General features: G+C 66.1%; 20 protein-coding genes. 10 read left to right on the top strand and 10 right to left on the bottom strand.

Annotation, left to right across the window (positions count from 1 at the left end; translation table 11 throughout):
• Positions 1-77: 77 nt before the first annotated feature.
• Positions 78-302 (top strand): hypothetical protein, encoded by a 225-nt coding sequence (locus tag NCCP_RS11830; RefSeq protein WP_149957491.1) that lies wholly within the window; start codon positions 78-80, stop codon positions 300-302.
• A 720-nt stretch (positions 303-1,022) separates the two neighbouring features.
• Here the strand turns inward: NCCP_RS11830 and NCCP_RS11825 are convergent.
• Positions 1,023-1,622, bottom strand: a complete 600-nt coding sequence (locus tag NCCP_RS11825) for a TetR/AcrR family transcriptional regulator (protein ID WP_149957490.1) — start codon at positions 1,620-1,622, stop codon at positions 1,023-1,025.
• 35 nt (positions 1,623-1,657) lie between these two features.
• On the opposite strand from NCCP_RS11825, the gene NCCP_RS11820 reads away from it, so the two are divergent.
• Positions 1,658-2,689, top strand: coding sequence for a DMT family transporter (locus tag NCCP_RS11820; protein ID WP_225873812.1), 1,032 nt, complete (start codon positions 1,658-1,660; stop codon positions 2,687-2,689).
• Positions 2,690-2,755: 66 nt separating this feature from the next.
• Here the strand turns inward: NCCP_RS11820 and NCCP_RS11815 are convergent, their stop codons facing one another.
• From NCCP_RS11815 to NCCP_RS11805, 3 genes are all read right to left on the bottom strand, one after another.
• On the bottom strand, positions 2,756-3,958 hold the full coding sequence (locus tag NCCP_RS11815) for an MFS transporter (RefSeq protein ID WP_149957489.1): 1,203 nt from the start codon (positions 3,956-3,958) through the stop codon (positions 2,756-2,758).
• A 321-nt stretch (positions 3,959-4,279) separates the two neighbouring features.
• A complete protein-coding gene (locus tag NCCP_RS11810; protein WP_149957488.1) occupies positions 4,280-4,561 on the bottom strand; it encodes a hypothetical protein in 282 nt (93 codons plus the stop codon).
• 118 nt (positions 4,562-4,679) lie between these two features.
• A complete protein-coding gene (locus tag NCCP_RS11805; protein WP_149957487.1) occupies positions 4,680-5,570 on the bottom strand; it encodes a LysR family transcriptional regulator in 891 nt (296 codons plus the stop codon).
• Positions 5,571-5,696: 126 nt separating this feature from the next.
• Between NCCP_RS11805 and NCCP_RS11800 the strand changes: the two genes are divergently transcribed.
• Both NCCP_RS11800 and NCCP_RS11795 read left to right on the top strand, forming a co-directional pair.
• Positions 5,697-6,494, top strand: coding sequence for an alcohol dehydrogenase catalytic domain-containing protein (locus NCCP_RS11800; RefSeq protein WP_216364711.1), 798 nt, complete (start codon positions 5,697-5,699; stop codon positions 6,492-6,494).
• Positions 6,491-7,585 (top strand): flavin monoamine oxidase family protein, encoded by a 1,095-nt coding sequence (locus NCCP_RS11795; RefSeq protein ID WP_149957486.1) that lies wholly within the window; start codon positions 6,491-6,493, stop codon positions 7,583-7,585. The genes NCCP_RS11800 and NCCP_RS11795 overlap by 4 nt, the downstream gene beginning before the upstream one ends.
• Before the next feature lie 130 nt (positions 7,586-7,715).
• Here the strand turns inward: NCCP_RS11795 and NCCP_RS11790 are convergent, their stop codons facing one another.
• The 6 genes from NCCP_RS11790 to NCCP_RS11765 all read right to left on the bottom strand — a co-directional run bounded on the left by NCCP_RS11790 (position 7,716) and on the right by NCCP_RS11765 (position 17,005).
• Positions 7,716-10,613, bottom strand: a complete 2,898-nt coding sequence (locus NCCP_RS11790; RefSeq protein ID WP_149957485.1) for an FAD-binding and (Fe-S)-binding domain-containing protein — start codon at positions 10,611-10,613, stop codon at positions 7,716-7,718.
• 35 nt (positions 10,614-10,648) lie between these two features.
• On the bottom strand, positions 10,649-11,788 hold the full coding sequence (locus NCCP_RS11785) for a Glu/Leu/Phe/Val family dehydrogenase (RefSeq protein WP_225873811.1): 1,140 nt from the start codon (positions 11,786-11,788) through the stop codon (positions 10,649-10,651).
• 82 nt (positions 11,789-11,870) lie between these two features.
• Positions 11,871-13,397 (bottom strand): L-piperidine-6-carboxylate dehydrogenase, encoded by a 1,527-nt coding sequence (amaB, locus tag NCCP_RS11780; RefSeq protein ID WP_149957484.1) that lies wholly within the window; start codon positions 13,395-13,397, stop codon positions 11,871-11,873.
• Positions 13,398-13,433: 36 nt separating this feature from the next.
• Positions 13,434-14,846 (bottom strand): 2-oxoadipate dioxygenase/decarboxylase, encoded by a 1,413-nt coding sequence (gene hglS, locus NCCP_RS11775; protein ID WP_149957483.1) that lies wholly within the window; start codon positions 14,844-14,846, stop codon positions 13,434-13,436.
• A 49-nt stretch (positions 14,847-14,895) separates the two neighbouring features.
• Positions 14,896-16,086: an NAD(P)/FAD-dependent oxidoreductase gene (locus tag NCCP_RS11770; protein WP_149957482.1), complete on the bottom strand. Its 1,191-nt coding sequence runs from the start codon at positions 16,084-16,086 to the stop codon at positions 14,896-14,898.
• Between the two features lie 238 nt (positions 16,087-16,324).
• Positions 16,325-17,005, bottom strand: coding sequence for a GntR family transcriptional regulator (locus NCCP_RS11765; protein WP_149957481.1), 681 nt, complete (start codon positions 17,003-17,005; stop codon positions 16,325-16,327).
• Between the two features lie 248 nt (positions 17,006-17,253).
• On the opposite strand from NCCP_RS11765, the gene NCCP_RS11760 reads away from it, so the two are divergent.
• The 6 genes from NCCP_RS11760 to NCCP_RS11735 all read left to right on the top strand — a co-directional run bounded on the left by NCCP_RS11760 (position 17,254) and on the right by NCCP_RS11735 (position 22,579).
• Positions 17,254-18,096, top strand: a complete 843-nt coding sequence (locus NCCP_RS11760; protein WP_216364710.1) for an ABC transporter substrate-binding protein — start codon at positions 17,254-17,256, stop codon at positions 18,094-18,096.
• Between the two features lie 73 nt (positions 18,097-18,169).
• Positions 18,170-19,159, top strand: coding sequence for an ornithine cyclodeaminase family protein (locus tag NCCP_RS11755; RefSeq protein ID WP_149957480.1), 990 nt, complete (start codon positions 18,170-18,172; stop codon positions 19,157-19,159).
• Between the two features lie 22 nt (positions 19,160-19,181).
• Positions 19,182-19,964, top strand: a complete 783-nt coding sequence (locus tag NCCP_RS11750) for an amino acid ABC transporter ATP-binding protein (RefSeq protein WP_149957479.1) — start codon at positions 19,182-19,184, stop codon at positions 19,962-19,964.
• A 3-nt stretch (positions 19,965-19,967) separates the two neighbouring features.
• Positions 19,968-20,606 (top strand): amino acid ABC transporter permease, encoded by a 639-nt coding sequence (locus tag NCCP_RS11745; RefSeq protein ID WP_149957478.1) that lies wholly within the window; start codon positions 19,968-19,970, stop codon positions 20,604-20,606.
• On the top strand, positions 20,603-21,259 hold the full coding sequence (locus NCCP_RS11740) for an amino acid ABC transporter permease (protein ID WP_149957477.1): 657 nt from the start codon (positions 20,603-20,605) through the stop codon (positions 21,257-21,259). Before NCCP_RS11745 ends, NCCP_RS11740 begins: the two co-directional genes overlap by 4 nt.
• 336 nt (positions 21,260-21,595) lie before the next feature.
• Positions 21,596-22,579 (top strand): EamA family transporter, encoded by a 984-nt coding sequence (locus NCCP_RS11735; protein WP_225873810.1) that lies wholly within the window; start codon positions 21,596-21,598, stop codon positions 22,577-22,579.
• Positions 22,580-22,632 lie beyond the last annotated feature (53 nt).

Genomic DNA, 22,632 nt, shown 5'->3' with positions numbered 1-22,632 from the left:
CCGCCCATCAACGCGCTAACCGGCATCCCCGGCGTGCCCGTGGGGCGCGGCCCAGCGCCCCGAAAAGGAGAAAACCGATGCAAGGATCACAGAAGCTGCATGAGATTCGCGGCGGCGACGCCATTGTCGCCAAGGACGCGCACGGCACCGAACTGCACGGCTGCACCGACGTGGTGGCGCCGCACCTTGGCGTCCTGTGGGTGTGGGAGACCGGAACGGGAACACGTCGCCTGCTGAACGCGGCAGATTTTGACTTCGACATCCTGCCGCGAGCGGCGGACGCAACCCCGCTGCGGCTCTAAGGACGTGTTGGGAAAGCAGTTAGTGTCCCGTGACAGGGGCGAAGGACGGGGCCAGCGCTGATGTAGGGGGGTACTTTTCCCGCCCGTACCCGTCGGAACTGACTGATGTGCAGGGGAATTGGTCGCACCGATGGTGCCGGTGAAAACCGGGGGCCGGCTTCCGGCAGTTCAGCGTGTCGGCAGTGGGTGGTCTATCAGGATGGGCGCATGCCGCAACTCATCGTTAAAATTCACGTCCCTTTGGTAGAGCAACGCCAGCACGCCTGCAGGCGAGGATCCGTATCCCTGGCTCGCTGACATCAAGGACTCGGTGCGCCCGTCGAGGACGAATTCCACCCGGGACTCGACCCTGCAGGTGACCCGCGTGTCCATGTCCGGGCCGCTGGCAGGGACTACCCACGGCTGAACGCGAATCTCCAGGGAGGTCCCGCGCCAAATCACCCCACGGGTTGCCGGCCGGCTGGCACCGCGAAAACACCGCCACCTATCGCTGCAATTCACTACGTCCAGCACGCGGATTCCTGATGCAGGCGCACTGTCTCAACATGCGGGCCCCGCTACCTTCTACTTGCGAGACATGCTTGTCCCCGTGCGCTCGTTGCGCGGGGGATGGAAGTGCCGGGAGGGGCTCGAACTATGCGACTGCCCATCGTGGAGGCGTCCCGCTCCTGCTGAGGCTGGCCGTTATTACTGCCTTCCCGTGGAGAGAGGTTCGCTTCCTCATGACGGGATTGCGTGGACCAGGATGGCGTGGGCCGCGTTCCGGGCCTGTTCGACGGGCTCGGCGAAGGTCCGCATGCCCAGGGTGACGAGGGAGCCTTCCAGGAGCAGCATCAGGGTCCGGCCCGTGGCGGCGGGGTCGGAGCATCCGGCTTCGGCGCAGAGGTTGGTAAAGGTCTCCAGCATCCAGGCCTTTTGGCCGGTGACCTCGGGGAAGACGAGGTGGCCGTCGGCCTCGGGGACCGTCTCGGCGCGTGCGTTCACGGCGCTGCAGCCCTTGGAGCCGTTGACCCGGTACCAGAAGGAGGCGGCGTCGAACACGCTGAGCACGCGATCGATCCCGGGGTTCGGGGTCATGTCCAGGTATTGGCTGAGGATGGCGCGCCACTTGCGTTCGCGCAGCCTGAGGTAGGCCACGACCAGGGATTCCTTGGAGCCGAAGCGGTCATAGAGGGTCTTCTTCGTAACCCCTGCCGCCTCGGCGATGGTGTCCACACCCACGGCGTGGATGCCGCGTTCGTAGAAAAGGGTGGAGGCGGCCTCCAGGATGCGCCGCGCGGCGGGGGTGAGCGTGTCCAGGTCCGGAACAGGAACGTCCATGATGCCTCCACTATACAGATGTGTATATTGGGGGCGTGAATAAACAGATCGGTTTACTTCAGACAGCGAGCCTGCTGCAGCGGTTGGGCCTTGTGCTCGCGGCGGCGGCCTTCATCTCGGCTTGGGGCTCGGGGTTCCTGGTGGCCAAGATCGGCACCGTGGACGTGCCCTTCCTGACGCTGCTGGTGTGGCGGTTCCTTCCGCTGGCGGTGGTCCTGCTGGCCGTCTCCGCGGCGCGCGGGGACTTCCGGCGATTGGACCTGCGGGGGCTGCGGCGGCAGGCGGGGATCGGGCTGCTGGGCCAGTTCGGGTACTGCGTCTCGGTCTACGCGGCCATTGCTCTGGGGGTCGCCAGCGGCACCACGGCCCTGATCGACGCGGTCCAGCCCATCGTGGTCGCCACCCTGGTGGGGCCGGTGCTGGGACTGCGGGTGCGGGGGGCCCAGTGGCTGGGACTTGCGGTCGGCACCGTTGGGGCGGTGATGGTGGTTTCTTCGCAGGCGGCGGACGTCGACACCGGAGTCACCGCCTACCTTCTCCCGTTGCTGGCCATGGCGTTCCTCATCGTGGGCACGTTCGTGGACCGGCGATGGCCCTCGACGCTTCCGGTGCTGACCACGCTGACGGTGCACGTGGGCGTCACCGCGGCCGCCCTGCTGGCGGTATCACTGCTGACGGGCACCTTTTGGCCACCGTTCGAGGCGGGGTTCTGGATGGCGGCGGTCTTTGCCGCCGCCGTGCCGACCGTCGTCGGCTACGGGCTCTACTGGTGGCTGCTGCGCCGGGTGGGAGTGACCGTGCTCAACGCCCTGCTGTTTTTGGTGGCCCCGGCCACGGCGGTGGCCGGAACGGCCCTGTTCGACGAGCCCCTGACAGGGGTGACCCTGGCGGGATTCGCCCTGTGCGCGGCGGGCGTGGCCCTGGTCCTGCTCAGCGAGCACCGTGCCGGGCCTTCGGCTTCGCCACAGGCCAGCCTGACCGAAGGTCCCGCACGGACAAACAGGGCAGGGAACCAGGCAGTCCTCGCCGAGCAGGAGGCCTTCACCGGCAGGGACGGCCGGCACTGAGCTCATACTTTCCGCGCCACCGAGCGGCGGATGAGGCCGCCTCCTTCGGTGAGAGGTCGCGGTGGGTTAGGCCTTGGGAGTGTGTCCGCGGCTGACGGTGAGCGCGGTGAGCGGGATCAGGACGGCGATGGCGAGGAGGGAGAGCATGGAGAAGCTACTGGCGGCCAGCAGCGGGCCGGCGGCGAAGGCTGCCGTGGCGCCGCAGAGGTTCGAGAGCGCATCGACGCCTCCCTGGGAGGAGGCGCGGGTCTGGGGTGAGACGACCTTGCTGAACAGGGCGGAGCCGGCGACGTTCACGAACGACCACCCGATGCCCAGCAGGATCAGCGACGTGATGATCCATCCGGTGCCGTCGGGCCGGAGCGCCCCGATGATGAGGGAGACCAGGAAGATGAGGATCCCTGCCCCGACCGTGGGCCGGTGGCCGTAGCGGTCGGTGATGAATCCGACCAGGGGCGCCAGCGCGTACATGCCGGCGATGTGCAGGCTGATCGTGAGACCAATGAGGGTAATCGAGCCGCCCTGGTGGGCGATGTGTACCGGCGTCATGGTCATGATCGAGACCATCACCACCTGGGCGGTGAGGATCGCGATCACGGCGAAGCGGGCCGGCCGGTTCTCGCGCAGCTCGGCCAGGATGCGGCGCACGGGATTCGGCTTCTTCCCGGCAGGGGCCGTCGTTGAGGGGGAGGCGCGTTGCAGGGTTAGGAGCGGGTCGGGCCGCAGCCACAGGAACACGATGGTCCCGGCCAGGCCCAAGCAGATGGCGGCAAGGAAAAATGCTCCCGCGAAGACGGTGAGTCCGGTGGCCCGGTGGATAATCTCGCCCGGCACCCCCAGGTTCGGGCCGAGCACGGAACCGAGCGTTCCGACCCACACCACCAGGGCCAGGGAGCGGGCCTTATGGTCCGACTCAGCAAGATCGGTCGCGGCGAACCGTGCCTGGAGGCTGACGGCGGACCCGGCGCCGATCAACAGCAGGCCAAGGAAGAGCGGAACGATGAGGTTCCATTGCGCCGCGGCGACCAGGATCGCTCCGCCTGCGGCCGCGATCCACCAGCCGCTGGCTAGAGCCATGCGGCGTCCGCGACGCGCGGCGAGATTACCCAGCGGCAGGCCCAGCAGTGCCGCACCCAGGGTGCTGGCCGTGCGTGCCAAACCTGCCCACGCTTCGTTGTCGGTGACTTCCCCGGCCAACAACACGCCAATCGAGGGCGCGACGCCGACGCCGACGGTGCCGATGATCTGCATGATGACGAGTACGACCATCGTGCGCCTCTGCACCGGGGCCAACACGGGCGGCTCCGGAGCGATGAGTGCAGGGGGTGTAAGCGCGGGCGGTTGGGATTCTGGCACGGTGGTCCTTTGATGTGTGGAAATTTGAAGTTTGAAGTCTGAAGTCTGAAGTCTGGGGCGTCGGCTCCCGTCCGAAGGGCAGGATCAATCCGGTGGCTTTTCCGCGCCGGCCGGTCCGGCATGGACATCAACGACCTGCTGCCTCGGTCAACCGGCCGGTTGGCCGAGTGCCGCCTACGACGGGTGCGTGGGCGGTGAAGCCCGAGCCCGCTGCGGTCATGCCTGCTTCCGGGCTCAGGCGTTCTGGTAGATGCGGATTTCGGGTTCGGCCCTCAGTAGCGGCGCCAGACCCGTGACGACGTCGCGGGTGAACAGCTCCGAGGACAGGTAGGCCTGCGCGTGTTCGGCGGTGTCGAACCCGTGGAGGACCTGGACGTCCTGGTCGCGGACGAGCAGTTCCTTGCTGAGGGCACCCGGGACGGTGTTCAGGAACGGCTGCCTGTACTGCCGGTAGACGCCGGCAGCCGCGGTGCGGTCGTCCGCGTCCATCATCAGGGTGATTTCGAGATAGGCCATGGTCGCGCTCCTCCATTCGTAGGTCGGCCAGCGGGTGCTGGCACAGCCCCACGTTATGGACGCACGAATACCCGCGGTAGGGACCAAGGGTGAATGGGTCCATAGCGGACGCGAATGGCTAGGAGGGGTTGCCGAGCTGTTCGGCCAAGATGGCGAGGTCGGAAGCAAGCGGGGATTTCGGGTCCCAGACCGCCTCGTAGAAGATCTCCACCTCCTGCCCGGAGTCCAGGAGCGGACGGTGGGGGGCCTCTGGGCTGGCGAGCTTGGAACGGGGAACAACCGCCGAACCCAGGCCCAGGTTCGCCCATTCCTCCAGCACCCGGTAGCTGGAGGCCTCTCCCGGGTAGGCATGCAGGGGTAATTCATGCGACTGGAACAGGCCGTGGGTGAACCGGGTCAGTCCGCAGGCATCGGGCACGAGGATCAGCTGGGTCTCGCCGAGAGCATCCACCTCCACGGGGTCCGCGCACAAGGGGGCCGAGTCCACGAGCACCATGGGTTCGGAGTCGATGATCCGGTGCTCGTAGCGGGGCATCGGGGCCACCGAGGGGATGAAGATCAGATCCAGGTCTCCGTCGGCAAGTCCGTCCCGGAGCTCTTCCATGTTGGCTTCGCGCAGCACCAGATTGCGCGGCTCCGACAGGACGGCAGGCCGGCACACGGCACTGTAGGCGCTGGCGATGAGCTTGGGGTTGATCAGGGGCGAGACGCCCAGGCGGATGGTGCCGCCCTCGGGCGCGTTCCACCGGTTCGACTCGGCCGTGACGCGGTCCAGGGCAGTCAGGGCCCCGTTGATCAGGGGCAGGATACGCGCGCCGAACGGGGTCTGGGCGACCCCGCGCGGGGAGCGGTCGAACAGGCGTTCCCCGAGGCGTTCTTCCAGCTTGGCGATACCGTTGGACAGGGCCGGCTGCGTCACTCCATACGCCCGCGCCGCGGCACTGAACGAATTGGTCTGGGCCACGGCCTGCGCGTAACGCAGCCCCTCGATGTTCAGGCGCTCACTCATAGCAGCATCTTATAGCTGGATTCATTCCCGGACCCTACCGGCCGAAGGGCGGGAACCCCTAGCCTCGGTGGTGATGTGAGTGTTCAGGGACCGGCGACCTTGCCGGGGGATCGGGAACGAGGGAACGTGACCACCAGTGCCGCCGTCATGAGGGTCAGCGCCGCCGGAACGGGACTGGCACTCGAAACGGTGCCCGCCGCGGCGCCGGAGCCGGGGTGGGTGCGCATCTCCGTGGCCGCCAGCGGGGTGTGCCATGCGGACATCGGCACCGCCCGGACCCCCGGAGCCACCCCCGGACACGAGATCGCCGGCGCCGGCGCCGACGCCGAACTCGGCGACGGCGTGGCGCGCCGGCGCGTGGGGGACTGGCGCGTGGGGGACCCGGGCGTCGCGGGCTGGTTCGGCGGCAGCTGCAGGCACTGTGCGTCCTGCCGGCGTGGCGGCATCGTGCACTGCCCCGACCGCAAGATTCCCGGCCTGTCCTGCCCCGGCGGGTGGGCCGAATCCGTCACCGTCCCGGCCGACGCCCTGGCGCACATCCCTGATGGCTTGGATGTGTTCGACACCGCACCCATGGGATGCGCGGGCGTCACGACGTTCAACCCCCTCTGCCACGCCCGCCTCCCGGTCTGGGGGCGGGTCGCGGTGTTCGGCCTGCGCCCGCACGGGCGCCTAACGCTGATTGGCGTCGACGGCGGGTGCATCCACGTCCTCGCCGGGCTCGTCATGAACGGCCAATCGATCGGCGGCCACCTCACCGGCAGTGCCCAGGATACCGAGGACGCCATGGCCTTCGCCCTCACCTACGGCATTAGGCTCGTGGCCGAACGCCTTCCGCTGGAATATGGCAACGAGGCCATCGGGCTCATCAGGTCCGTCGCGCCCCGCTTCCGCCTCGTCTTCGACACCACCACCACCCGATGAGCACGGCCCACGTAACGTGCGACGTCGTCGTCATCGGAGCCGGCATCGCCGGACTGGCCGCCGCCGACACCCTAATCCGGGCCGGCCGGACCGTCACGGTGCTCGAGGGCCGGGACCGTGTGGGAGGCCGGACCCTCAGCATGGACGCCGGACCGGGTGCGATCGACCTGGGCGCGACCTGGTTTTGGGCCAACGAACCTCATATCCGGGCACTGGCTGATCAGCTTGGTGTGGGCACATTCCCGCAGTACCTGGAAGGGGACGCACTCTTCGAGGCGGACGGGTCCGGAGCCCGCCGGCTCACTGGAAACCCGATCGACGTCCCCTCCCGCCGCTTCCACCATGGCGCGCAGGTCCTGGCTCACGGCCTGGCCAGCCGCCTGACACCCGGCATCCTCAGGCTGGGTGACCCTGTTTCGGCCCTGACCGTCACCGGCGATCGGGTGCACGTCCTGGCCCGCAGCGGCATCCATGCCGCCAGGCACGTGATCCTGGCGTTGCCGCCGGCACTGACGGAGGAGGGGATCAGCTTCGACCCGCCCCTGCCGGAGGAGGTGCGGGACATCGCTCGGAACACGATGGTTTGGATGGGAAGCACCGTGAAGACTGTTGCGGTCTACGAGGCGCCCTTCTGGCGTGAGCACGGCCTCTCGGGATCGGCCATCAGTTACCACGGCCCCTTCCGCGAAGTCCATGACCACGCAGGCCCCGCGGGATCATTCGCGGCGCTGTTTGGCTTTGCCCCCGCCGCACGGTTTGCCGGCCAGGACACGGCTGACATCGAGGCCGCGTTCAGGGACCAACTCGTTCGCATGTTCGGACCGGCCGCCCGGAACGTGCGCGAAATCCAGACCGTGGACTGGAGCCGGGAACCCTTTACCACCCCGTCCAGCCCTTCCCATCAAGCCTCCGCCGCCCACTACGGATCCCCTGCGTTCCAAAGGCCGGTCCATCACAGGATCCACTGGGCCTCGACCGAAACTGCCACCGAGTGCGCCGGCCACCTCGAAGGCGCCCTCCGGGCTGCGATGCAGGCAGCACATACCATCTTGAACACACCCGTTTCTGGGCAGAAGACGCCTACCTCCTAAGCTGCCACCAAGGAATGAGGTCGCGTTCGTCCGTCATCCCGCATGTGTCTCGCCCGACCGTCTTGCATCCGTCCTCCGCTTGCAAAACGGTGGGCGGGACGAGAGTTCATGAAGCACTTCGGTGGATGGTTCAGTTATCTGGCGTTATCACTGATCCGGCCGTAACCGGCTGCTGATTTTCCCTGCCGGATCCCGACCGGAGGGCTTCGGCAATGACTTGCACGAGGTGGCGGCTGTCGAGGCCCGCGAGGTCGCGGACCTGGGTGCGGCAGGAGAAGCCGTCGGCCAGGATGGCCCGGTCGGGCGCAGCTTCGGCTTTGGCGAGGATTCCGCCGCGGGCGATGTTTTCGGAGACTTCGTAGTGGCCTTTTTCCATGCCGAAGTTCCCGGCCAGCCCGCAGCATCCGGCGGAGGTTTCGACGTCGCAACCCATGGCTTCCAGCAGGGCTTGGTCCGGACCATAGCCCATGACGGAGTGGTGGTGGCAGTGCGGTTGGACGAGGAGCTTCTCGGCCGCTTGGGGAGGGGTCCAGTCGATGGATGTGAGAAATTCGGCGACCGTCTTCACGGACCGGGCGAGTTCGGCGGCGCGGGGATCGTCGGGGAGCAGTTCGAGCAGGTCCGAGCGCAAGGTGGCGGTGCAGCTGGGTTCGAGCCCGACGACGGCGCGTCCTTCGCGCACGTGCGGGATGAGCAGGTCCAGGGTATTGCGGAGTTTGGCCTTGGCGGCGGTGAGTTGGCCGGTGGAGATAAGGGTCAGGCCGCAGCAGGCGCCGGGCCCGGACACCTTAACGTCGCATCCGGCCGCGGCCAGGACTTCCAGGGCGTCTCGGGGGACTCCCGGGGCCATGGCATCGGAGAAGGAATCGACCCAAAGCAGGACCTTGGGCGCCCCGGGGGCGGCGTGCAGGTGCTTCTTGGCTTGACTGGTCCAGCGGAACGGACGCACCGGCAGCGGTGGCAGGGAGCGTCGGGTATCGGCTCCCATCAGGGCCATCATCAGCTTGCGCGCTACAGGGATTCGGCCAGTGATGTTGACCAGTGGGGCCACGGCGGCGGAGAGCTTGAGCCACTGCGGCAGACGGCCAAGGGTGTAATGGCTCAAAGGACGGATGCGTCCCTTGTAGGTCTGGTGCAGGGTTTCTGATTTGAACATGGCCATGTCGATGCCGGTAGGGCAGTCGTTGGCGCAGGCTTTGCAGCTCAAGCACAGGTCCAGGGCCTCGTGGACCTCGGGCGAGGACCAGCCGAGGGTGACGACGCCGCCATTGAGCATTTCCTGCAGGGTGCGGGCACGTCCGCGGGTGGAGTCCTTCTCGTCGCGGGTGGCGGTATAGGACGGGCACATGAACCCGCCTTGCGGGCGCAGGTCCGCCCGGCATTTACCCACGCCCACGCAGCGGTGCACGGCCTGGGTAATGTCCCCGCCGTCGTGGGCGAAGGCGAAGCCATCGGTTGCGGTCAGGGGCAGGGCCTGGGGACGGCGCAGGTCCGCGTCCAGGGGCGCGGGGCGGACTACGACGCCGGGATTCATCAGGTCCTCAGGATCCAGCAGGGCCTTGAACTGCTCCATGGCCCGCAGGGCCTCGGGACTGTACATGGTCGTAAGCAGTTCCGAGCGGGCCCGGCCGTCGCCGTGCTCGCCGGAGAGGGATCCGCCGTGCTCAGCGGCCAGGGCCGCGGCGCGCTCCAGGAACCGGCGCATGAGGGACCCGTCGCGCTCCAGGGGGAAGTCGACCCGGACATGCACGCAGCCGTCGCCAAAGTGCCCGTAAGCCAGCCCGGACACGCCTTCGTCGGCCATGAGGGCCTCCAGACCGCGCAGGTAGGCGCCCAGCCGTTCCGGGGGAACGGCGGAGTCTTCCCAGCCGGGCCATGCCTGCTCGCCCGCGGCCGTCCGGCCGGCCAAACCCGCTCCGTCGGCGCGGATCTGCCACAGCCGCGTGGCCTCCGGACCCGCGGGCAGGACCTTGGCTTCCAGGGCGCGCGAGGCGGCCACCAACTTGCCGGCGGCCTCGACGGCCTCCTCGGCGGTGTCCCCCCCGACTTCGGCCATGAGCCAGCCGCCCCCGGCCGGCAGGGCCGGGACGCTGGCACCGCCGTGGGCGCGGCGCACCACGTCGACGAGCTGGGCGTCCAGTCCCTCAAGGGCCAGGGGCCGGAACGGCAGGAGGGCGGGCACGTCGTCGGCGGCGGTGGCCATGTCGGCGTAGGCGAGCACGGCCAGGGCCGGGGCCGCGGCACGGGGAACAAGTTTGACCGTGGCTTCGAGCAGGATGCCACAGCTGCCTTCGGTGCCGGTCAGGGCCGCAGCCAGGTTGCGGCCGTTTTCGGGCAACAGATGCTCCAGCGAGTACCCGGAGATCTGCCGGCCGAAGCGGCCGAACTCGGTCCGGATGACCGCAAGGTTCTCGTTGACGAAGGAGGCCAGGCCAGGCACCGCGTCCAGGGCTTCGACACCGGATCCGGCGGTGATAACCTGCCCACTGCCGGTCAGCCACGTCATGGACACCACGTTGTCGGCGGTCCGCCCGTAGGACAGCCCGTGCGGGCCGCAGGCATTGTTCCCGATCATCCCGCCCAGCGTGCAGCGCGTCGCCGTGGAAGGGTCGGGCCCGAAACGCAGCCCGAAGGGTTCGGCCGCCACCTGAAGCGTATTGAGCACCACCCCGGGCTCCACGACCGCCGTGGAGGCTTCGGGATCGATTGACAGGACCCGGTTCATGAACCGGGAAAAGTCGATGACCACGCCCGGCCCGACCGCGTTGCCGGCACACGAGGTGCCGGCTCCGCGGACGGTCACAGGAACCCGATGCCTGTCCGCCGCCTGCACCGTGGTGATGACGTCCTCCTTTGAGCGGGGCAGGACCACCACTTTTGGGACCACCCGATAATTGGAGGCATCCGTCGAATACAGGCCCCGCGTCAGGGACGAATCGTCGAGGATTCCTTCCAGCCCGAGCCGGCGCAACTCGTCAACGAGTTCCTCTGCTGCGGCGTGACCGGGGCGTTTCGGGGACGGGGACATGGCTCATACTCCTGGGTGGGTCGTGATGGCGGATGCTAGTGCGGCAGCGGCTTGCCGCGCAGCAGCATGGCGGCCCGGACTCGCTCCTGTGCCAGAGAGCGGGCCGCTTCGTGGCTTGTCACTGATCGGTCTTCTGCCGCCTCAAGAACCTGGACGGTGTTCGACCGAAGCTTTTCCGACACGGTGGCGAAGATGGACTCGGTCGCTGCCCGGAAGGGGGAGTACCGGGCGTCCATGGCGAAGGCCGCACTGACCACGCCGCCGGCGTTGGCCACGAAGTCCGGCACGACGGTGACTCCGCGCCGCAGCAGCACCTGCTGGGCTTCAGGGCTGGTGGGCAGGTTGGCCCCTTCGACGACGAGGCGGGCGCCCATCCGCTCTGCGGCGGCCGCGTCGATCACGTCCTGCAGTGCTGCAGGGACGGCGATCTCGGCATCAACGAAGAGCTCATCGCCCGGGTCGATCTTCAGCTCCGGGAAATCGGCCACCAAAGCGTCGCCAGACTCGCTGCGGCGGCGCAGCAGTTCGGGGATGTCCAGTCCGTTGGGATCGGCGATGGCACCCTGGGCCGTGGAAATGGCGACGACCTGGTAACCGAGATCGTGCAGCCGGGAGGCGGTGGCGTGACCCACGGCGCCGAAGCCCTGTACGGCGACGCGGGATCCCTGCAGTCCCTGCCGGCTGGCGGCCTGGTCAACGACTTCGGCCACACCGTAGCCGGTGATACCGAGCTGATCGTAGGGCACTCCGCCCAGTTCGTAGGGGGTGCCCACGGCCGAACCCCTGTCACCGAGTTCGTCGATGATCACCGCGGCGTCGTTCTCAGTCAGGCCCATGTCCAACCCGAAGACGTATTCGCGGGGCACTTCGTTGGAAAGCCGGCGCACGAAGGAGCGGAGGATCTCCTCCTTATAGGGCGAACGCGGATCGGCCTGGATGCCGGCCTTCGCCCCGCCGTAGAACAGGTCCACGCCAGCCCATTTCCAGGTCATGACGCGGGCAAGGCGGGCGATTTCCTCGACCGTGACTCCGGGCTGCATCCGAGTGCCTCCCTTGCCGATGCCCCGGGAGGTGTTGTCAATGACGAGGACGCCTTTCATTCCCGTCTTGGCGTCGCTGACCGCGACTATTTTCTCGGGACCCCATTCGTCCATGAGGTCGAACATGCTTGACATCGGCGGTGCGCTCCTAGGGTGTGCTGTGGGAGAAGGAGGGCTGTGGCCCGGCCGACAGGCAAACCGGGCCACAGCGGTGGGGTCAGAGGAACTTGACGCCCTGGGCGAGGGGAAGCTCGCCGGAGTAGTTGATGGTGTTGGTGGCCTGGCGCATGTACACGCGCCAGGAGTCGGAGCCGGATTCGCGTCCGCCACCGGTTTCCTTTTCGCCGCCGAAGGCGCCACCGATCTCGGCACCGGAGGTGCCGATGTTGACGTTGGCGATGCCACAGTCGGATCCGGCGGCGGAGATGAACTTCTCGGCTTCGGCCTGGTCGTTCGTGAAGATCGCCGAGGACAGGCCCTGCGGTACGCCGTTCTGAAGGGCGATTGCCTCCGGGAAGTCGCTGTAGGTGAGCACGTACAGGATGGGCGCGAACGTTTCGTCCTGGACCACTTCGCTCTGGCGGGGCATGCGGACGATGGCAGGTTCAACGTAGTAGGCGTCCGGACGCTCGTCGGCGAGAACGCGTCCGCCGCCGGTCAGGACGGTTCCGCCCTGGGCCCGGGCATCGGCAAGGGCGCGCTGCATGTCGTTGAAGCTCTTTTCGTTGATGAGCGGGCCTACCAGGGTGGAGGGCTCAGTCGGGTCGCCGATGCGCAGGGTGCCGTAGGCACTGACGAGCTTTTCGGTGAGTTCGTCGACGATGGATTCGTGCACGATGAGGCGGCGCATGGTGGTGCAGCGCTGGCCGGCAGTGCCGACGGCTGCGAAGACAATGCCGCGCAGAGCGAGATCCAAGTCGGCGCTGGGGGCCACGATCGCCGCGTTGTTGCCGCCAAGTTCCAGCAGGGCGCGGCCGAAGCGGGCGGCGATGCGCGGGGCGATCTCCTGTCCCAGACGCACGGAGCCGGTGGCGGAGACCAGGGCCACGCGTGGATCCTCAATGATCGCCTGGCTGGCGTGGCGGTCCGCGATGACCAGCTGGTGGATGTCGGCTGGGGCGCCGGTGTCCCTGATGGCACGGGCCAGCAGGGCGTGGGCGCCCAGAGCGCTCAGGACAGTGATGCCCGAGGGCTTCCAGACCACGGAGTCGCCGCAGACCAGGGCCAGGGCGGTGTTCCAGGAGTAGACGGCGACGGGGAAGTTGAAGGCGGAGATGACGCCCACGACACCGAGCGGGTGCCAGGTTTCCTGCAGCCGGTGGCCCGGGCGCTCGGACGGCATCGTCTTGCCGTAGAGCATGCGGGACTGTCCAACGGCAAAGTCGCAGATGTCGATCATTTCCTGGACTTCGCCCAGAGCTTCGGAGGTGATCTTGCCAGCCTCGGCCTGGACCAGGATCGCCAGGTCCTCCTTGTGCTCGGTGAGCAGCTCGCCCCACCGCTTGATGACGTTGCCGCGCACGGGTGCGGGCACCTCGCGCCACTGCAGGAAGGCTTCGTGGGCCTTGGTGATGGCTTCGGTGACGTCTTCGGCGGTGGCGGTCGGGACGGTGAGCAGCACTTCGCCCGTGAGCGGGCTGCGTGCTTCATGCTCGCCGCCGAGGGCCTCGGCGGTAACGCCGCAGGCCTCAAGTGCGCGGCTGACGGATGCTGCGAGGGAGGTTTCCCGGATGGTCTCGGTCATGTCTTCTGTCTCCTCTGGATTTGGGTGGTTTGCGGGTCAGACCTCGACGGTCGTGCCCAGGTCTTCTGCCAGTGCGGCAATGGAGGCGTCCTGCTGGCGCTGGTAGAGCTCGGCCGGGTCGGCCACGGGGCGGCCGACGATGGTGGACATCACGTCGATGTCGTAATCGGTGCCGGTCTGGGCGTCGTCGCGTGAGCCGTCGTCGGTGAGGTTGGACTGGAAGATCCCGGCTGCGGAGCGGGGCAGGAAGTCCTCGTAGACGATGGGCTCGGGAACCGCGACGCCCTTTTCGATCAATTCCGTCAAGGAAACGGTCCCGCCCCGCAGGGAGTCGCCGTAGTGGCTGCCCAAGGCATCGCCATCCACCGTAAAGGTGAAGTAGGCGAGCTTTTGGAGAGCCAATTCCTTCTCGGTACGGGGAAGGTTTTCCTCCCACACCCCACGGGCGACGTCGACGCGCACGCCGTTGCCTTCCCCTGCCGCCAGCCGGCGGTCGGTTTCGGCGACCATCCGGTCATAGAGGTCCCGCCCGGTCGGGGTGAGGGCAATGCCGCGCTGTTCGACCTCACCGAAGCGCACGCGCAGCTCGCCGGGGCCCACGGTGCCGTCCTCGAAACGGAAGATCCGGTCCTCGGACAGGGCGCGGAAGGAGGTCTGGCGCAGGAGGATGTCGGGGCCGTCCCACCGGGGCGGGCCCTGGATCTCGTCGATCATGGTGATCCCCTGGGCTTCCATCCGGGCATAGAGGTCATCGATGTCCAGCACCCGCGGGGTGAGGTGGTTAATGTGGGTGCTGGTGACGCCGCCGATGTCCGAGGCCACCGCGGAGACCGCTTCGAGCTTCTTGTACCAGGCGTAATCGACCGGGTCATCGGAGAGCTTGAACGCCGCGGTGGCCAGCTCAAGCAGGCGCTCGGCGTCGCCCCCCTCCAAGCCGCCGTGCTCCGCGGCCTGGTCCGCCAGCTCCAGCAGCTCTTCGGGGAAGAGTGTGCGCGCGCCAATGAAGTCGCGCAGCTGCTCCTGCAGCTCGGGGCTGAAGAAGCGAGGGTCGTCAGCGGCGAGCATGGAGGTGAAGACCCGGAATGGGTTCTTGGCCAGCTCGTCCGGTTCGACCGGCCGGAACGCGGTGGAGACGACGGGAACGGAGGACTTGGAGGCGTCCCGCAGGTCGTAGAAGCCCACCGGGTGCATGCCGAAGGCGGCGAACACGCGGGCTACCTGCGACATCTCTTGGGGGGAACCGACGCGGATGGCTCCGTGGCGTTCGGCGGTCACCCGGGAAATGCTGCCCAGGCGTTCGGCCTCGGCACCCTTATTGCGCAGGTGGTCTTCGTTCACCGCAGTGGAGACGTCCACGAGGGTGTTGTAGGCGGGGACTTCATCCCCGTACATGGCCGACAGCCGACGGGCGAACTCTGCCCGCAACTGCCAGTGCGCGCGGAAGGACATGGAGATGGTTCCTTTCTGGTGCGGTGTTTCGATGCCTGGATCGGGCGGGTCAGATGATGTTGACTTCCCGCAGCGCTGTTTCGCTCCCGTGGAAGCGGTCGGCCGAGAAATGGGAGGAGTCGAGGAAAGTGGGCTTGTCCAGGTAGAGGTCGGCCACGAGTTCGCCCACGGCGGGTCCCTGCAGGAAGCCGTGACCGGAGAAACCGGTCGCGTAGAAGAAGCCCGGCAGCTCGCGCGCCTGCCCAATGAGGGCGTTGTGGTCCGGGGTGTTCTCATACAGGCCTGCCCAGCCCCATTCCAGGTCCGGGTTTTCCAGCGCGGGGGCGCAGATTGAGGCAGCGGCATTGAACTCGGGGAGCCAGTCGTAGTTGAACTCCCGGGAGAAGCCGGACTCCTGTTTGTGGGAAATGCCGATGAGCAGGCCATTGAGGTAGTTGTGGAAGTACATGGTGGTGGACAAATCCAGCGTGAAGGGCACGCGTGGGAAAGGCTGGGGTTGCTGGCGGGTCATGCCAATAAGCCGCCGTACCGGGGTCACCGGCAGGTCGACGCCTGCCATCGCGCCGATCCCGGCACTCCACGCTCCGGCACAGCAGACGACGGCGCCGGTGCGGATGGTGCCTCGGTTGGTGGTGACCGATTCGATGGATCCGCCGTTGCGCTGGATGTCGACGACCTGCGTGCGGTTCAGGAACGTCACGCCTTTTTCCTTGGCTGCCGCCATATAAGCCCGGACTACGAGGCCGGGCTCGGCGAAGCCGTCGCTGGGGGAGAACGACGCGGCCACGAGTACGGACGGGTCCAGCAGGGGGTTGATTTCGGCCGCCTCGACGGGGGAGACCATGCGGCTGTTGACTCCCATGGAGTTTTGGATCTCCGTGGCCTTGGCCAAGTCCTCGGCCTCGTTGGCCGAGCGGCACAGGAACAGGTAACCGACGTTCTGCAGGCCGATGTCTGCCCCGAACTTCTCGGGGAAGTTGGCGTACTCGGCCAGCGAACGCTGCCCCAAAACGATGTTGCCCGGGTCCGAGAAGTTGGCCCGCACCCCGCCGAGTGGCTTGGCGGAGGAACCGCTGCCGAATTCGGCCTGATCAAGGATGACGATGTTTTTTACGCCGCGGTCCGCGAGGTGCCAGGCCGTGCTGACACCCATGATGCCGCCTCCAATGATGACGACCTCGGCTTCCGTCGGCTGGGACGGGGCGTAGCTCAGGCCTAGGGGGACGACTTGGTTTGCCACGGTGATGTCTCCTAACTGGGCTCTATGCGCCTTGAAACCGTGCCCACAAGCAATCGGTAATGGGTTATGGATTACATATATGGTGACCGGTCCCACTCGGGCCGTCAAGGGGGTAAGGCCAATTCCTCAGACCAGCCCGCCACGAGGCGGAATGTCGCATGCGCTGCAGTGTCACATTGGGCAACGAAAAAGCCCGCCCTGCCGGTGGGCAGGGCGGGCTCGGGGGCTGGAGGCGAGGTTATGCCGTCCCGCTATCGGGACGGGCGTAATCGAGGTGGCGGGTCATCAGTTCCGCGGCGCGGCGGTCGTCGCCCGCAAGGACGGCCTCAATGATGCCCCGGTGTTCTTCGGCACTGCTCATGAGCATGCCGCGCTCCTTGAGGTGGTACGAGCCGGTGATCCGGGACTGGTCCCGGAGGTTTTCGACGATCGCCAGCCAGCGGCGGTTGCCCAATAGTCCCACCAGGTGGCAGTGGAAGGCCTGGTCCGCTTCCAGGTATTCCAGCATGTCCTCAGTGCCCGCGGTTTCGATGGTCTTCTCGGTCAGGTTTTTCAGGACCAGTGCCTCCGACTGGTCAACGCCGGCTGCCGCCACCCGGCGGACGGCCTCAACCTCGATGAGCAGGCGGAGGTCGTAGACCTCCTGCTTGTCCCGGTCGCTCATCTCCACGACCCGGAAGCCGCGGTTGCGCACGACTTCGAGGAGTCCCTTGCCGGCCAAGGCCATCATGGCTTCTCTGGTGGGGCTGTTGGATACGCCGAGCTGGGCGGAGAGGCTGTTGGCCGAATAGATCTCCCCGGGCTTCATGGAGCCGCTCAGGAGTGCGCGGCGAACGATTTCTTCTGCCGAATCCTTCAGGGTCAGGTGTCGGAGGGCCGACGCGTCAACGTGGCCACCTAAGGCTGAGATAGACGCCATATTTTCCTCCCATAGTCGTGTGTAATCCATTGTCCGTCAGTCCACGGCCTTCCTGCCAGCAGAGAGTCGCAGTGGTCCTTTTGGACCTAAGCGGCAGGTGCTGAAACGTGGCGGAAATACCCTCGCAATCTCGGGCCGTCACAGAAAACTTTTACCTTGACATTGAGGCGGCGGTGATCTGTTATTAGTAATCGACAACCGATTAAGTGTTGTATATCACACTTCCTTCCCAGCAGAGGATCTCGTCCATGAAGAAGTCTTTCCTCACCACTGCGGCGCTCGGCGCGCTTGTCCTCTCCGCCATGACCGCGTGCGGCAGCGGGACTGCCAAAACGGTCGCCGCTGACTGCAAGCCCGCCGCCACGTTTGAGACCCTGACTGCCGGCACCCTTACGGTCGCTGTCCCTGAACTCCCACCGTTCTCCACTTATGCGGGCAACGAGCTGGCAGGCGTGGACGGAGAGCTGATCAAGGAATTTGCCAAGCGAAACTGCCTGGAGATCAAGGCAGAACCTACCTCGTACGCCGGCGCGATCCCTGCGGTCCAGTCCAACCGGGCGGATGTGGCCCTCGGGGCCTTTTACCGGACGGCTGAAAGGGACAAGGTCGTCGGACTCACCGCGCCGGTCTACACCGACGAGATGGCCACCATCAGCGCTGAAGGCATTGACCAGATCCCCGCCCTGGAAGCCCGCAAGGTGGGCACGGTGGACGGCTACCTCTGGGTGCCCGACCTGAAAACGCTTCTGGGCGACAAGCTGACCATTTACCCGTCCGCAGTGGAAATGCAGGCCGATTTGAAGACCGGCCGTATCGACACCGGTATCGACAGCTACGGGTCCGCCGTCGAAATGTACAAAAACGATGCCAAGTACAAGGTGGTGGCCGTCAAGCCGGATGCGCGCGTGAAGGCTTCCAAGGAACCGGCCCAAATCACCTTCCCCTACATCAAGTCCAACAATGCCCTGGGTGCGGCCTTGGATGAGGCCATCGCCTCGATGAAATCCGACGGCACGATCGGTTCCGCCCTTACGGGGGCCGGGCTTCCCGAGTCCGGTGCGGAGACGGGCGCGCCACGGCTCATTGGCTAACCCTGCCGGTTCCCGGGCAGGCGTCCGCGGCCCGGGAACCGACCCCTTCCCTCCCAACTTGAAGGACCATGCCGTGCCCGCCAACGCTGCCCTGCACCTCGCTGACCTTTCCCTCGCCGTGCTCGGATCCGAACAGGTCATGGAACTGCCGGCCTCGGCCGCAGTCAAAGCCCTCAGTGACGCATTGTCTTCCGGCCTGGACCCTGAACTCGACGGTATCCGGACTCGCCTGGAGACACCCCACGGTCAACTGCTGCAAATGCCGGCAGCGGCGGAAAACTATGCAGGAACCAAGATCCTCACGCTCACGCCCGGCAACCCGTCCCGGGGCCGGCCCGACATCCAAGGCGTCTACGTCCTCTTTGCAGGGGATGCCCAGCGACCGGCCGCGGTCATCGACGGTGCCGCACTGACCAGGCTGCGCACCCCCGCGGTCTCGGCCCTCGGCTTGAGGCTGCTGGGACACCGGGACATCCCGCAGATCCTCGTCTTTGGAGCCGGAGTCCAGGCATGGGAACACATCCGGCTCTTCCATGCCGTCTTCGGGGTACGGAGGGTGGCCGTCGTTGCGCGCCGCCGTGCAGCTGCCCGGAGCCTTGCGACCCGGGCCGGGGAGGAACTTGGACTCCAGGCAACGGCGCATGGCCTGGACGAGGCAGATGAACTGGTCAGCGGAGCGGACATCACCGTCTGCTGTACGGCCTCGCCCGTGCCGCTGTTTGCGGGTGCATCGGTACGGCCCGGAGTCACCGTGGTCGCCACCGGCTCCCATGAGCCCGGCAGCAGGGAACTCGATCGGGACCTGATGGCCAGGGCCCGCATCTGCGTCGAGTCGTCCAGGACCGCACTCACGGAGGCCGGGGAAGTGATAGACGCTGTCGCCCATGGAGTGACCGATGCACGCAGCCTGCTGACTCTGGCCCAGCTGCATCGGGACATCCAGCAGGCCCAAGGGGAGCAACCGACCGTATTTAAGACCACGGGGATGCCCTGGCAGGACCTTGCCATCGCGGCTGCCATTTACCGCCGCCGGTTCCCCGAAACCGGCACTTCAGCCCAGTGACCCATCGAAAGGACTCCCGGAAATGCAAAGCATCGCAACGGACCCCCTCACTACAGGACAAACAGCGGTTAGGGTGACCAACCTGGCCAAGGCCTATGGGGATCATGTGGTCCTCCGTGACGTCTCCCTGGAAGTTGCCCCGGGGACCGTGACGGCCCTCATCGGTCCGTCCGGAGCCGGCAAATCCACGCTCCTTCGCTGCATGAACCTGCTCGAACGGCCCGACAGGGGGCAAATCGAGATCTGCAGCCATCGCATCGATGCCTCCAAGGCGATCTCTGCCAAGGCCCTGGCACCACTGCGGCGCAGTGCCGGGATGGTCTTCCAGCACTTCAACCTTTTCCCCCACATGACCGTGCTGCGCAACATCAGTCTTCCCCAGCAACGCATCCTTGGGCGCAGCCGCGAGGAGGCGGACACCAAGTCCATGGAGCTCCTGGCCCGTATGGGACTGGCGGATAAGGCCAAGCAGTACCCCTCACGGTGTTCGGGAGGCCAGCAGCAACGCATCGCGATCGCCCGCGCCCTGGCTTTGGGACCGGAGGTGATGTTGTTTGACGAACCGACCTCCGCGCTCGACCCCGAAGTGGGCGTCGAAGTCCTTGAGGTGATGAAGGAACTCGCCGCCGACGGGATGACCATGATCGTCGTCACCCACGAGATGGGCTTCGCCGAGAACGTCTCTGACACCCTGGTAGTCATGGCTGATGGAGGCATCATCGAACAGGGAGACCCGCAGCGGATCATGCGCGATCCACAGCATGAACGTACCCGCCGGTTCCTGCGCGCGGTCCTGGAGCGCTGAGGCATGGAACTGCTCAAAGCCATTGCTCTCGGCCTGCCCATGACGCTGCTGGTCACCGCCGTTGCCCTCGGCATCGGCAGTATCGTAGCCTTACCCCTTCTCGCCGGTCTTCGCTCCGGAAAGACAGCCGTCCGCTTCCTCACTCGAGCAATTATCGACCTCCTCAGAGGTATCCCGCCGGTGGTGTGGCTGTTCCTTCTCTTCTATGGAATCAGCGCCGGCTCCTTCAGGCTTAGCGCTTTCGGGGCCGGTGTCATCGGTCTGGGCGTGGTCGCAGGGGCGTACCTGACGGAGATCTTCCGCGGGGCCCTGGGCGGCATCAAGGCCGGTCAGTGGGAAGCCAGTGAGGCTCTCGGGCTGGACCGGTTCACGATGTGGAGCAAAGTCATCGGCCCGCAAGGCCTTCGCGTGGCCATTCCCGGCTTCACCACCTACGCGATCGGCCTGCTCAAGGACTCCTCCATCGTGTCCACCATCGGCGTCGCGGAGATCGTATACCTCACCCAGCAGAGCGCCCGCACCTCCGGGCAGGGGATCACGGTGTATTTCATCGCCGCTGCCGTTTACATCATGCTGAGCATGCCCATTGGCATGCTGTCCCGAAACCTCGACATCAAGATGCGGAAGGCTGTGGCCAGATGAACACTATCTTCCAAGACATCCTCGACTATGGGCCCGCGCTGCTCGGTGGCCTGCGGATCAGCCTCGCCCTGACCGGCCTAAGCCTGTTGTTCGGAACCATCCTCGCCCTCGTCTTCGCCTTGGGCATTACTTCCAGGAACAAGGCCTTCCGCTGGACGTCCACGTTCTTCGTCGAAATCGGGCGCGGAGCACCGGCTCTGGTCCTGCTCCAGCTGATGTACTACGGGCTCCCCAACGCCGACATCACCTTGAGCTCCTTTACTTCCGCCACGCTGGCCTTGACGTGGACCGCATCGGCGTACATGGCCGAGTACATCCGCGGAGGACTCGCAGCGGTGCCCGGAGGCGAGATTGAAGGCGCTCAAGCCCTGGGAATGAGTCAGCAGGACACCCTTCGTTACGTCACCATCCCTCAGGGAATTCGCATCGCCCTGCCCGCGCTGATGGGATTCGCCGTCCTGCTGTTCCAGGCCACCTCCTTGGCCTATTCGGTCGCTGTTCCCGAATTGATGAGCCAGGCATACTCGGCAGGATCCTCATCCTTTAATTACCTCAGCCTCTTCATCATTGCCGGAGCCATATACGCGGCCATTTCCATTCCCGCCACCTGGTTGTCCGTAGGTGTCGAGAAGCACCTTGCAAAGCACCTCTGAAAGATAGGGAAAACCACATGAGCGCAATAATGCAGAACGCCCCGGCAACACAGGCAGCTGCGGAGAACAGCTCCGTGGAGCTTGACGACAACTGCGGCCCTACCTGTATCTACTGCACTGGAGCCGAGACGGACTAACGTCCCGGTGGGACCCCGTCTGAGGCCAGGGCCGGTCAGCCCGGAAGCGCCGCAATGGATGCCATCTGTCAACGGAAGTGATAGGAAATGACACAAACCCTGCGCGTGCGAGCCGTTAACCAGGACTTCAAATGAACTTATGGCTCTTAGCCATCGGGTCAGGAAAGAACTCCCGTGTCAGATGCGAGGAAGGTTCCTGATGCCCACGCAGGTGCAGCCCGATGTCGATGGCGGCTTCTCCTCGACGGCCCGAACCAAGCGCGATCATGTGGCGGGCATTGCCACAATGTTCGCCAGTTCGGCCTGCGCGCAAACGGGAGCTGCAGCCGGCGCACTCGCCTTTCCCTCCATGGGCCCCTTGGGCGTGGTGGCGGTTCGCCAACTTATAAGCGCCGTTGTTTTGTCGGCTCTAGCCCGCCCGAATTTCCGTACGATGACCCGCCACGAGTGGTGGCCCGTTGCCAGCCTCGCCTTCATCTTCGGGGCAATGAATCTGAGCCTCTACAGCGCAGTAGAGCGCATCGGCCTTGGGCTCGCGGTGACCTTGGAATTCCTGGGCCCTTTGGCTGTGGCCGTTTGTGCATCTCGTCGATTTCTCGACATCGCATGCGCCTTGGCGGCGGCGACTGGCGTCCTCGTGCTCACTCACCCGGAGCCATCGAGCGATTTCCTGGGTATTGGACTGGCGCTGTTGGCCGCCGTCTGCTGGGCCGCCTACATCCTGCTGAACCGGACGGTTGGGCGACGCATGCCCGGCTTGCAGGGAACATCAGCCGCGAACCTGCTCTCAGCGTGCGTGTGGGGGCCGATGGCGGCCGTATGGTTCGTCCTGCACCCTCCGGGATACGCTGCCTTGGGCCTCGCCCTGGCCTGCGGAGTTCTCGCATCCGCGGTCCCATACGCTGCTGATCTCCTCGCTCTCCGCAGGGTCTCCGCTTCCCTCTTCGGAATATTTATGAGCATCAGCCCGGTATGGGCCGCCGCGGCAGGCTGGGTCATGCTCGGGCAGACACTCAACGTCCAGGAATTGGCAGGAATAGGAATTATTGTTCTGAGCAACGTTGTGGTCAGCGTCCGCCCTATCCTTGGGCGTCCAAGCCATCGACGATCCTGGTTGAGTCATAAGGGACAACGCAGCGACGGTTACCCTCCTGGGGAAACGCGTCGCTCTATCCAGAACTGAAACACGGCCAGTGGGTTTGCAGCCCCGGGACAGGATTCCCAGCAGGCCGGGTC

It is taken from the genome of Zafaria cholistanensis (genome assembly GCF_008580665.1).
Classification (GTDB): Bacteria; Actinomycetota; Actinomycetes; order Actinomycetales; family Micrococcaceae; genus Zafaria; species Zafaria cholistanensis.
Note: the sequence above shows the minus strand (reverse complement) of the source record. Positions and strands in the feature narration are given on the sequence as shown.

Coding starts and splice junctions, on each gene's coding strand:
- NCCP_RS11830 (WP_149957491.1), top strand. CDS start 78: ATGCAAGGATCACAGAAGCTGCATGAGATTCGCGGCGGCGACGCCATT.
- NCCP_RS11825 (WP_149957490.1), bottom strand. CDS start 1,622: ATGGACGTTCCTGTTCCGGACCTGGACACGCTCACCCCCGCCGCGCGG.
- NCCP_RS11815 (WP_149957489.1), bottom strand. CDS start 3,958: ATGGTCGTACTCGTCATCATGCAGATCATCGGCACCGTCGGCGTCGGC.
- NCCP_RS11810 (WP_149957488.1), bottom strand. CDS start 4,561: ATGGCCTATCTCGAAATCACCCTGATGATGGACGCGGACGACCGCACC.
- NCCP_RS11805 (WP_149957487.1), bottom strand. CDS start 5,570: ATGAGTGAGCGCCTGAACATCGAGGGGCTGCGTTACGCGCAGGCCGTG.
- NCCP_RS11795 (WP_149957486.1), top strand. CDS start 6,491: ATGAGCACGGCCCACGTAACGTGCGACGTCGTCGTCATCGGAGCCGGC.
- NCCP_RS11790 (WP_149957485.1), bottom strand. CDS start 10,613: ATGTCCCCGTCCCCGAAACGCCCCGGTCACGCCGCAGCAGAGGAACTC.
- NCCP_RS11785 (WP_225873811.1), bottom strand. CDS start 11,788: ATGTCAAGCATGTTCGACCTCATGGACGAATGGGGTCCCGAGAAAATA.
- amaB (WP_149957484.1), bottom strand. CDS start 13,397: ATGACCGAGACCATCCGGGAAACCTCCCTCGCAGCATCCGTCAGCCGC.
- hglS (WP_149957483.1), bottom strand. CDS start 14,846: ATGTCCTTCCGCGCGCACTGGCAGTTGCGGGCAGAGTTCGCCCGTCGG.
- NCCP_RS11765 (WP_149957481.1), bottom strand. CDS start 17,005: ATGGCGTCTATCTCAGCCTTAGGTGGCCACGTTGACGCGTCGGCCCTC.
- NCCP_RS11760 (WP_216364710.1), top strand. CDS start 17,254: ATGAAGAAGTCTTTCCTCACCACTGCGGCGCTCGGCGCGCTTGTCCTC.
- NCCP_RS11750 (WP_149957479.1), top strand. CDS start 19,182: ATGCAAAGCATCGCAACGGACCCCCTCACTACAGGACAAACAGCGGTT.
- NCCP_RS11745 (WP_149957478.1), top strand. CDS start 19,968: ATGGAACTGCTCAAAGCCATTGCTCTCGGCCTGCCCATGACGCTGCTG.
- NCCP_RS11740 (WP_149957477.1), top strand. CDS start 20,603: ATGAACACTATCTTCCAAGACATCCTCGACTATGGGCCCGCGCTGCTC.
- NCCP_RS11735 (WP_225873810.1), top strand. CDS start 21,596: ATGCCCACGCAGGTGCAGCCCGATGTCGATGGCGGCTTCTCCTCGACG.